Genomic DNA, 11,866 nt, shown 5'->3' with positions numbered 1-11,866 from the left:
CTATCGTCTGACGCGTACTAGCCGTCAGACGATAGTCAGACGGTCGTTGTTTGCTCTATTCGGTCTGACAACTTTTCTTTTTGCGTCTGACTATCGTCTGACGCGTGTTAGTAATCAATGTACGTTTTCATAAAATCATAGTAAATGCCGCGCTGCGATAGGAGGTCTTCGTGCTTGCCTTGTTCGGAAATCATTCCATCGTCAAATACCAAAATGCGGTCAGCTTTTTTGAGTGTATGCAGGCGGTGCGCAATCGAAATGATGGTTTTACCCTCAAAACGTTTATAGATATTTTCCAAAATCGTCCGTTCGGTTTCTACGTCTAAGGCACTACTCGCCTCGTCCAAAATAATAATGTCGGGGTCGGGGCAAATAAACAAGCGGGCAAAACCAATTTTGAGCACTTGTCCGCCCGAAAGGTTTCCGCCAAAATTGCCCACCATTTGGTTGTACCCGAGGTGATTGCCTTTGACAAAATTGTGCAAATCGGCCAGCTTGGCCGCCTCAACGACATCTTCCGTGGAAGCAGCGAGGTTGGCACAGCGGATATTTTCTTTGATGGTATCGTTAAAAATATACGTATCCTGCGGGAACATGTGTACGTGGCTACGCAGCACTTTGGGGTTGATTTCACGAAGCTCGACGCCGTCAAAACGTATTTTTCCTTCGTATTCGGGATAAAGACCCACGAGCAGTTTGACAAACGTTGATTTCCCCGCGCCATTTCGCCCTACAATACCGATGCGCTCTCCTTTTTTGATTTCACAGTTAATGTTACGCAATTGGTATTTTTCCTCGCGTTGACTATACCGAAACGATACATTTTCAAACTTCACAACTTTGCTCGAACAGGCATTGATTTGTTCTTGGTAATTGCTCGTTTCGCGCTCTTCTAAGAAAATTTCGTTTACTTTTTCAAAACTCACCGTCAACTGCGTCATCATCATCCAAAGGGTACTTACGCTATTGACGGAGTTCATCAGCGTCATAAAAATAGACGAAAACGCCATGTATTGTCCAATGCTCAGTTGGCCCGTAAACACCTGATAAGCGCCCACCCAAAACACCGCGATTTGGCTAAAAATAAAAATAAGTCGCTGAAGGGAGTTGATAAGAATCTGCTTTTGCTCGTCTTGCATCACCGAGTTGATGGACTCGCGGTGAAGGTGTTTCCACTTTACCAATTTGTATTTTTCGAGCGACAACAGTTTGACGGTTTTAATCCCCAACAACGTATCCAAAAAACCGCCCAACGACGCCTGATTTTTATGATAGACTTTCGAGCGTAGGTTTTTAACAATAGGAATAAAAAAGACCGTGGTAACGCAGTAAGCCACAAAACAAGTCAGCGAAATCAAGCCCAACGACCCGCTAAAAGCAAACAACACGGGGAAGTAAATAAGCATGAAGAAAATGTCGAGGAAGTTTTGAATAATCATCGGATTCGTAAGTTGACGAATCCCGATTCCCTCCTGAAAACGCGACATAAACTCTTCCCGCTTGCGGCTATCGTAGTATTTTTGTTTGAGCGAAATAAGACGGTCGAAAAATTGGGTCATAAAATCGACCTCAAACCGAAACCGATAATGCACCATGAGCATACTGCGCGTGTAAGTGAGAACAACTTGCACGATAAACACCAACCCCAGCCCCACCAACAAACCCAGCATCAATTTTTTGTTTTGGTTGACCAGTACGTCGTCGAGCATGGTTTGGGTGAAAAGCGGCATCACGAGTCCCACCAACTCAAGCAACAGCGAAAACAACAAGATTTCCCCCAATACCCGCTTATTCTCTTTGATGATGGGCCAATAAATTTGTTGAAAAATGGAGCGTTTTTCTTCTTTATTTTTCTTCCCAGCCTCCGCAAGTTCGGCATTTTGGTAAAAAGCCTCGGTGGGTTTTAGTTCGAGTACAATGCCGCTCCACTTATTGGTAAACTCTTCTTTGGAATACCGAACTTTTCCAAAAGCAGGGTCAGAAACGCGCACGAAATTGTCGTTGGCTTCGTAAATGACCACAAAATGCTGCCCTTCGTAATGGGCAATGCAGGGCAACTGAATTTGCTGCAAATAGTCATAATCCAGCTCATAGCCTTCGGCCTTAAAACCGTAATTTTCGGCAATTTCGAGCAAGGCGTACAAACTCGTCCCTTCTTGGTTGATTTCGGCCAACTGCGTAAACAAATGCTTGACATTATCGACGCCGTAGTGCCGAAAAATAATGGCCAACGAAGTAGGGCCACAGTCCATCGACGCCCCTTGTTGAATATGGGGGAATCGGTCAACTAATCCATAGGGGCTCATTTTACCGCCAAAAATGGTTTTTGTGAAGTCTTTCATTGGGCTATTACGTTGGAATCGGCTGTTTTTTTTGCTAATACGTTGCGTCCGTAGTTGATGCGGTAATATTTATGGAGGTGGTAAAAAACCAGGTATTCCACCAAGCGCTGTTGGCTCCTAAACAGGCGATTGATGTTCATGTGAACCAAACTCGCCAGCAAGTCTTCCAACGAAATTTGTAACTCCCTCTGCGCGTGCAACATCCGAACGTACTCAATCATCAACTGCAAATTTTCGGTGCGTTGGTTTGACAATTCGTAGAAAAACGCGTGTTCGGGATTCGCCAATGCAAACAGTTCTTGGAGCGCAGGTTCAACGTCTTTATAACGGGCATCCAGCTGTTTTTTCAACCCTGCATTATACCCAAATTCACGACCAAAATCGGCAGCACGTTTTTCGGTAAACTCCATTTTTTGTTTTAAATCAAACCCAAACGCCGTTAGCAGGTCATCAGTAAGTTTCATGCCAAAACGCCAGCGGCATTCTTCGCCTTCGGGACCGTCAATCATCGACAAAAACCGCAAAATGGTATCGCTATCGAGGTGAAAGTAGTCTTCAATGGCATCGATAGAATTGCTTCCGTACCGCTCCAATTCACGGTTGTAGGTATCGTTTATGACCGAAGTAACCGTTTTATTAGCCATGTACGGCGCCAAAGCATCGTGCAATTCTTGCACCACTTGCCCGATGTGCGCAGGGTTTGCCAAATGAAAACGCAAACGAAAATGCACGTTCGGGTCGGCGTAGCGAATGAAGAAAAACTTATCGGTCCAACCGTTGGCCTTGAAACGCTCCGTCAACGGATATAACACGTCAGTTAGAATGCGGTCGGCGGTTTTGATACCCGTATAAACTTTATAATAGAGCCACTCCGAACCCGTAAAAAATTTGCGCGTCGTTGGAGTAGAGTTTTGTACAGGCAACGCAGGAGAGGCTGCCGAGACTGCGGGATACGAAGCGGTATTATCAAAGGCAACGACAAACTGATTGGTGTGCCAACCCCGTCCCGACTGCACCACCGACGAGTCGGCACAGTGCAAAAACTCTTTGATATTGAACTGCTCCAGTGATTTTATTTCGTTTAAGAAGGTTTCGGCCAACCATTGGTTTTCTAAATCGACGTACAGTTCATTGTCGAACTGCGTCAAACAGATGTACCTCGGTACCGAATATTGCGCTCTCCACGCCTCAATTTCGGCTTTTAGCGCAGGCCAATTATTGTTTTTAAACGCCGCTACCATCGACTTCACGTGCTGCTCTTTGAAATTCCACTGGGCTTCGGCCAACACGATGTTGTCGAGTACCAAACGCGGAATAAACATAAACAATGGCGCAAAACTGCCCGTAAAATTACTGAGTCCCGAGCGCACGTGCTGCGATTGTAACGCACACAAAAAGTGGTACGTATCCAATGACTGAGTACTCGAAAAATTGTGGGCATTGGACAAACGCGGAACGATGATTTTGTTCAGTGATTTTGACCGTAAAAAAATCGTCCCGCCCCGTACGCTCAACATTAAATCCGAAAGCGCGATTTCAAATTCGGGCGCCGTGGAGGCTTTGCTCAAAAACGGAATTTGGTACTTTTTCAATTGAGGGCGAATGATGACGTTGCCCGTCCGCGCTTCGGGCAGGTGGACAATGTCCGCAAAAATCACCTCTGGGACGCTGCGGTCTTCGGCGGCACTAATTTCTTTGAGCAACGCCAACACCGAGGCGTCGGTATGGCCAAAGCGCCCGAGCAAAAACGTTCCCGTCGTACCGCCAAAGGTATCGAGTACGATTTTCTCCCGCCCCTCCTCACGAATCACCGAAAACATGGCCGTGTTGGTGAGCGGCAACTGCGGCTGACGTACTTCTACGGCACGCAGGTCTTCTTCTTTGAGGCAAATTTCGTACGCACCTGTCAGTTGAGCTTCGGCTACTTTTTGCAGCAAATAGCTATGCTCAGGCGGAATACTGAGGGTTTGATTGGATGACTGGTTACTACCCACCCATACACCTTCCACCAAGGGCGAAATATCGTTTTTGGCTTGTCCTCCAGGATACCCGATGCCCACTTCGGGGTCGAGGGCCAACACAAAAGGAACTTCTTCGTCTTCGTATTTTTCATAAAACCGATTCCGAAATTCGTCGAGCATCGGATTTCCTGCGGGCGATAATTTTAATAAAGTAGGGATTTTGGAAGCTAATTTATTCAACAAGCCACGGTTCAATTGGCCTGAGAGTTCGGGCAAATAAGTATCAATTTGGAACAACACTTTACGGTCAAACGGCGTCGGAAGTTGGCTTAATAAAGCTTCCACTTTTTCAAATTTAGCACTACCATAATCGCTCCCCGATTGCTCAATGGCCAACAATGCCTGCTGAACTTCGCCCAAAAGGCTCAAAATTTCCGCTATGTGTTCCGACGTTTCAATCTCCGCAATCTTTTGGAGCGTCCCGATGATTTGTGTCAAAAAGTCACCGCCCGTAAGCGCAGGTTCTAGCTCGCTCACCAGTAGCTGCGAAGCCACCACCTCTTCGACGTAGTCGAGGGCTTCTTGGAGCGTAATCTCCTCCGAAACAAGCACTTCGGCCAAAGCATACAGCGACGCTCCCTTTTGAGCACGGGCCAGCACCGCCTCCAAGTACTCCGACTGCTCGGCGCTACTCAGGTGATGAACACGCATTCCGCCGCCATTGTACCGATACTCCACGTAGCGGTATTGACCGTTGATGCTGTACAGGCTGGTATTGGGGTAAAACCGAAGGAAAGGCTTAATATCAGGGTGTTTTTCAAGGTCTTGGGTGAGCGCGCAGAGGTAGTTCATGTCGAGGCGCGTCACTTTACGAGGAGTACCGATGTTATCTATACGCACAGCTGTGGATGCAGTGGTAATAGGCAACGTAGCAAACCCTCCAAACAACCCAAAAGGTGTGCAGCGGGTGGCGTACCTCGCGAGGTATTTGAGGAGAGAATAAACAATTCGCTTCGATTTTTCGTCGGGATGCTGCGTTACATCCAATTTTTGTACTTCTTCGTACAGGGCAGGGGAAGCAATGTACAACGCTTCTAAAAAAGCAGGTTGGGTGAGCTGGTGGCTGAGTTTTTCCCAATCAATGTTTTCAATTGCTTCGCTCCCCGCGAGAGGCATTCGTACAAAGGCCGTTGAAAAATAGGTAGTTGACATGACTGTGGCTGATTTTTTAGTGAAATTAGCGATACGGTCTGCCTGACTCAAAAAAAGGGAAGCGAAGCGTGGTTTTTTGCTTTTAAGTAGTGGTATTTTACTACGGAAGCGTTGCTAAAAACGCTGTAAGACTGCTTACCTGTTGAGCGCTTCTTACAGCGTTTTTATTTCCTTTGATTAAGATCCCGTATTGCCACGAAGTTTATAAGCTCCTCCCTGAATGTGTTGGGCGGCGTCTTTCGACAATACTGTTTTGGCTGCTTTAGGTGCGTTTTTTTCGGTTGTCTTTTTCATGAGTTTTAACGTGTTGATTGATTGTGCTTACTCTACGTTCAGTTTTCGGCATCCCTGTGTCGTCGTGATTGACGATGTAAAGTTGCATTTTCTCAGGTTTTGAAAAATTGACAGTTTGTACGCGGTTAGTTTGAGCTTACATTCGGCCGTTTTGCGTTGGCCTACGGTACTTTACTTTTCGGAAAGATGTGGCTAGCTTCCAAGTTCACCGCCACACCAAACTCAAAAACACAATCAGTGCCACTATAATCAGCATCATCCATTCAAAACGTTGGTGTATTTGCCCCAAAACTTGTTTCTTCCACTTCGTTGTTTTCATAGCATATCACTTCATTTTTATAATACCAGCTACCCCAAAGTTGCCGATTCCTTTATTTATATAGAGCCTTACTTTATAAACGGCCTGTTTATTTCTAAAATTGGCAGTGATGAATTGATAATTGGGAAGGTCTATATTCAGCAGTTACCTTTTCCCCAGATATAAACCCAAAGCCGCCTAATTTGAAGTAAAAAGTACCACTTATCGTCAACTAATAGGGCATTTCTCAAAAAAGAACTACCTTGTTTTGCTCAATCTTGTTTCTTATGGAAAAACTCCGTGCCATCATCGTCGATGACGAAGCCAACGCCCGCCAAGCCCTCACCAATCTTCTCCAAATCGTGTGCCCTGAGGTAGAAATAAGTGGACAAGCCAAAAACGTTGATTCGGCCCTTGACTTGATTCACCTTCAACGTCCCAACTTGGTTTTTTTGGACATTCAAATGCCTGGCAAATCAGGATTTGACTTATTGGCGTGTTTTGAAAAAATTGATTTTGGAGTGATTTTTACCACTGCCTATCAAGAGTACGCCGTGCGAGCATTTCGGGTCAGCGCCATCGATTATCTTCTCAAACCTATTGATCCCGACGAACTCCAAGCGGCGGTAGAAAAATACAAATCTCAAGCGACCTCCATCACGCCACAACAGGTGACGATTTTGCAGGAAAACATTCAAAATCCCAAAACATCTTCACTCAAAGAACGCCTCAAAAACGATCATCAGCGGATTGCTCTCCCCACAGCCGAAGGCATTCATATTGTACAAATGAACGATATCATTCAGTGTGAGTCGCTGGGGTCATATACAAAATTCCATTTGACCCACCACAAAGTGATTGTCGTGTCGAGGCTACTAAAGGAGTACGAAGAGATTCTGGACAATTATTATTTCTTTCGCGTCCACCAGTCTAATATCATCAATTTGGAGCATATCAAGCGCTACGTCAAAGGCGACGGTGGACAAGTATGGATGAGCGACGGGGCCGAAATCGAGGTATCGCGACGAAGAAAGGACGATTTCTTAGCGCTTCTTTCTGATTTTTATGTCAACTCAGGCAAAATAGTGTAGTTATGAACCGCATCGTTTTTTTGTTTTGTATGCTGGTAGTGGGGGGCTATTCGTTAGAAGCACAAATTCCCGAACTCACTTTTGAGTCTATTACCACCAAAGAAGGGCTTCCTTCTAACGATGTATGGTCGATTACCAAAGACCCTGACGGTTTTCTGTGGCTTGGCACCGCTCGTAGTATTTGTCGCTACGATGGGTATCGTTTTCTGACCTTCAAAGATGCTCAAATCGGGTACGCTTCTGGAGTCTCCGCCGATTCAAAAGGTACCATTTACGCTTCCATCGACAGCAAAGGGTTTTGCAAAATTGAGCGTCGTTCGCTCACAGTTAAAACTTTACTCGAAAACAACTACGCCGACAAAGACACCAAAAACGACCTTCACGAAAAAGCCTTCGTGGACACCCGCAATCACGTATGGTTATGCGATTATACCCACGTAAAACGTTATGACCCCGCCACGGGAAAGCTTCATTTTTACCGTATTTCTACCAATGAAAATGATTACCAATACGCCAGCTTTTTTGAAGATAGCCGCCGTAGGTTATGGATTATCTCCGAAATTGGCGTGTATCGCTACCTTCCCAACACCGACAAGCTTGAGTGCTTGCTCGACCACGGTATTGTCGAAAAAGGAAAGCACAAAGCCGTTCGATTTACCCAAGGATTTGAAGACATTCATGGCAATGTTTGGGTAGGCAGCCATCATGGGACCTTGACGCGCATCGCCCCCAACGACCACCTGACGCATTTTTCCAGCGGGTTTGAAAATGCAGATATTCTGTGCGGTGTCGATGTAGCCGACCTCAACGGGCAACATCTTCTCTTACTCGGTACTGAAACTGGGTTACGGGCTTTTTACCCTGAACAACAGCGGGTTTATTCATTTCCAGCGTTTTACAAAAGCGGTATCCCCATCAAAACTTTTTTCGATGACAAGGAAAATGGGCTATTGTGGATGGGCACCAAAATGGGCCTTTACAAATATCGATACAAAAACATTGGCATTCGCACCTTTCACATTGCTCATAAGGCCGTCAATGCCCCCGTGACCATTACCTCAATCTTGCCACTACCTAATGGCCACTACCTCTTAGGGCTATCGCACACGGGTGTGCTCAAATGGGCACCTGAAACCCAAGCCATCCAGCTATTTCCTCTCCCCAAATCCGAGTACATTCATCGTTTACGCTGGATTGGGAATCAAGCCGTTGCCCTTTCCGACAACGGTATCTACAAAATTGACTTTCAACAAAAAGTACTTCGCCCGTGGAAAGAAATCATGAACCTAGTCTCCGCTAATTTTACGGACGTTTTGCTTGACGCCCAAAAACGTCTATGGATTTCCTCCCAAAATCACGGTCTGCATGTTCTTGATTATCCAACGTTACGGCCGCTCTCACTTTGGACCCAAGAAGCTTATCAAAAGATTTACAAAGACAATCTTATTAAATCAATCACCCAAACTGCCAATGGCAAAATATGGTTTGCTACCTGCGGCAAAGGTCTTTTTTATTGGGACGAACCTCAAAAAACCTTTGTCAATGTTCACGAACTCCCGTTCAACAAAGGAGTAGAAATTAGTTCAATGTGTAACCTTTCTTTGCAGAATGGCGCTAATAACAGCGTTCTATTATCGGGCTGGGGTGGAGTGGACAAAATTGAAACATCGGGTAAAATTGGGGCAAGTTTTGATTACAAAAAAGATGACATTTTAGACACCTACTGCTCCAATATACTCGAAGATCCACGGGGAAATTTTTGGTTTAGCACCAACGAAGGCATTCAAATTGGTAACGTTCCAACGCGTAGCGTTCGCCACCTTTCTACGATTGAGGGGCTTTACAGTAACTCACCCGTGGGTTTTTATTACCATCCCCCCAACGAATTGTTACTGGGGCACATCAATCACATCAATATACTGAAAATCAACGAAGTAAACTCCAAAAAACTACTTCCAAAAATCGTTGTGAGTGCTATAGAAGTGAGTGGTCAGGCAAGGGCGTTGGATACGAGCCAAGCAATTAGGTTACAGCCGCACGAAAAAATCCTCAACCTCCAGTTTTCAACCCTCAATTTTGAGCCCAGTACCGAAAACGTCTATCAATACCAACTCGAAGGCTTTAGTAACGACTGGGTCAATATGGGTAATCAAAATACCGTTTCGTTTACCAATTTAGCCCCCAAAACCTACACCCTAAGGGTCAAAAGTGGCAACAGTTTTGGATTTTGGACAACAACCCCGTTGAAGTTTACAATTACGGTTGAGCCCTATTTTACCGAAACATGGTGGTTTAAATTAATTATCGCCTTGATGGTCGGAATCATAGTAGCAGGACTGATTCGTTGGCGGCTAAATACGCTCCAAATTCGCAACCAGCTAGAACTTCAAATGAGCGAATGGAAACTCAAAGCGCTTCAATCGCAAATGAACCCCCATTTTTTGTTCAATTCACTTAATTCGGTTCAAAATTATTTACTCCAAAACCGAGGCGTTGAAGGAGCCAAGTACCTCTCTAAATTTTCGCGCTTGGTGCGTCGAATCATGGAAAATTCTAACCACCAATACCTACGTTTTGAAGAAATTATCGAAACCCTCAAAATGTACGTCGAAATGGAAGCATTTCGATTTAGTCATGAGTTTAGCTATGAATTTAACATCGACGAAGACGAAGATATGCTCGACACACTCCTGCCTCCAATGTTATTGCAGCCTTATGTGGAAAATGCCATTTGGCACGGCCTTATGCCCAAAGAAGGAGATAAAAAACTGGTCATTTCGGCCCGTTGTGAGGGAAATTATATTTTTTGTACGATTCAAGACAACGGCGTAGGACGTCAGTTTGCCCCACGCCGAGAGGGACATATTTCACGAGGACAAGAAATGACACGCGGCATTTTTGAATCGTTGAAATACAAGGATAAAAAAGCAAAAATTCAAGTCGTCGATTTGTTTGATGTCGAAAACCAAGCCGCAGGTACGCGCATTGAAATGTTCATCCCAACCGCTCCGCAGGCATAAAACCAAGGCTATTTTTCAAGACAACAACAAAAAGCGCTCCCACACCCGTGCTGCGCCCAAATACGTCAAAAGCGCCATGCCAATGCTCGCCTCTCCGTCAAGCAATGATAGGTTTGATTCGTATCTGTCGCCGTTGTAGCTCAAAAAAACATCGCTGCTCTCAGTCGGTTGGACATAGTCAAATGTCTTTGAAAGCCAATAGGTTTCCGTTGGTTCCAGCAGGTGTTGTGGAAACGCTTTAGCAAATTTTCCAAAGAGATACGCCGCTCCCAAGGTTCCGTGGCAAAGTGCAGCGTCTTTCATCGCCACATCACGGCCTCGGCGCGCCGCTGCACGGGTAATCGTTTGTTCGGCAATCTCGACCCAAAATTCGTTTTGGAGTTTTTGCCCCGCCAACAAAAACGTATTGGCAATGCCCAAATCTCCATAACACCACGCAAGGCGGCTTTCTTGGTCGGGCGCATTGGCTTGAACCACGCTCGGAAACACTGATTGCGCACTTTTATTGCGGACGTTCCACATCCACCGAAGCGCCCCCGCAATCAGTTCTTTACAACGGGCTGGCGCATGACCTTTTTCGTAAAGAAGTGTTAAAATAGCCACAATACTGGCGGTTCCGTGCGATAGACCCAAATTGTACAAGGAAGGTGAAGACGAACCTCGACGCCCAAAATCATCAAACTCCCACGTAATGCTACCACTCGGAAAACGAACGGCTACCAGCGATAGCTGTTCGACAATTTGGTCGATGTACGACGTTATTTTAGGACTGGGAGTTCGTTCCAGAAAATACAAACACACCCCAAGCGCCCCGTGCAAATAGTCAAAATTGCCGTCGGCCAACAACAACATCGCACTTTCAAACAACCCTTCGTCGAGGTCTTCGACAATCGACTGCGGGTCTATTTCATCGTCTTGCAATAAGCCTTCGTTGAACAAATGTAAAAAGCCCCACGCGACCCCCGCGATTCCACCCGCAAACGAATGAATGAGTTTGCCTTCTTGAATAGCGTTGAGGCTTGATGACACCCGTTCCCAAATTCGGCCATCGTCCTTGACCCCAAAATGTCGGTGATAATATGCCTCAAACAAGGCATAGCCCATTTGCCCCCCCAACAGCGACGCGTGCCCGTCGGTTGGCTGACCCGCAATATGGTGATAGATTCGATCCAAAATAGTTCTACAGTCGGCGGAGAAATCCTCCGAAGTAAGCGTATAAACACTTGTCATGGTTCACTTAGATGAGTAAGGCTTAAAATTCGTTGAACTTTTTCAGGGTCTAAAATCAATCTTGCTAAACCGTCAGAAATCTCTTTTGAAGCGTAGGCAAGCCACCATAAGAACGCGAATATTGGTTATAAAAAAACAGCCACCCTAGAGAAGGATGGCTGCCACATAAGACCGCTAAAAGATAGCTACTACAAACAAAAACAAGTTTTTTTCTGCGTAAAAGGCACGGCACCTCCTTGAGCATCTTGAAGTTGGGTCTTTGAAAGCGATACGACTTTGTCGGTTTTCAGGCTGAGTTTTGACAAATGCTTTTTCATTGTTCTTGATTTTTTGGCTGTAAGTGAATGGAAAGAAAAATTAGCAAGAGAATGTTGCCCCTGTGAATGTACATAAGTCACTCACACAATACACTTTTGAA

Annotated in this window: 6 protein-coding genes; 2 read left to right on the top strand and 4 right to left on the bottom strand. The window is 45.4% G+C overall.

The window, feature by feature from the left end; all coding sequences use genetic code 11:
- Positions 1–107: 107 nt before the first annotated feature.
- Together AC23N5_RS13090 and AC23N5_RS13085 are read right to left on the bottom strand one after the other, a co-directional pair.
- A complete protein-coding gene (locus tag AC23N5_RS13090) occupies positions 108–2,342 on the bottom strand; it encodes a peptidase domain-containing ABC transporter (protein WP_487755929.1) in 2,235 nt (744 codons plus the stop codon).
- Entirely contained in the window at positions 2,339–5,515 is a 3,177-nt protein-coding gene (locus tag AC23N5_RS13085) for a lantibiotic dehydratase (RefSeq protein WP_487755928.1), read from the bottom strand. Before AC23N5_RS13085 ends, AC23N5_RS13090 begins: the two co-directional genes overlap by 4 nt.
- An 879-nt stretch (positions 5,516–6,394) precedes the next feature.
- Here AC23N5_RS13085 and AC23N5_RS13080 point away from each other — a divergent pair.
- Both AC23N5_RS13080 and AC23N5_RS13075 read left to right on the top strand, forming a co-directional pair.
- Positions 6,395–7,198 (top strand): LytR/AlgR family response regulator transcription factor, encoded by an 804-nt coding sequence (locus tag AC23N5_RS13080; RefSeq protein ID WP_487755927.1) that lies wholly within the window; start codon positions 6,395–6,397, stop codon positions 7,196–7,198.
- A 2-nt stretch (positions 7,199–7,200) separates the two neighbouring features.
- Positions 7,201–10,218, top strand: a complete 3,018-nt coding sequence (locus tag AC23N5_RS13075) for a two-component regulator propeller domain-containing protein (protein WP_487755926.1) — start codon at positions 7,201–7,203, stop codon at positions 10,216–10,218.
- 15 nt (positions 10,219–10,233) lie between these two features.
- Here the strand turns inward: AC23N5_RS13075 and AC23N5_RS13070 are convergent, their stop codons facing one another.
- Positions 10,234–11,448 carry a lanthionine synthetase LanC family protein gene (locus AC23N5_RS13070; protein WP_487755925.1) on the bottom strand — a complete coding sequence of 405 codons (1,215 nt, stop codon included), beginning with the start codon at positions 11,446–11,448 and terminating at the stop codon, positions 10,234–10,236.
- 188 nt (positions 11,449–11,636) lie between these two features.
- The gene (locus AC23N5_RS13065; RefSeq protein WP_221225519.1) at positions 11,637–11,765 is read right to left on the bottom strand and encodes a class I lanthipeptide; all 129 of its coding nucleotides are present in this window, start codon (positions 11,763–11,765) and stop codon (positions 11,637–11,639) included.
- Between the last annotated feature and the right edge of the window lie 101 nt (positions 11,766–11,866).

The sequence above is a fragment of the Runella sp. R5_40 genome (assembly GCF_057652295.1).
The sequence above is the reverse complement of the archived record's forward strand: the minus strand, read 5'-3'. Positions and strand labels throughout refer to the sequence as shown.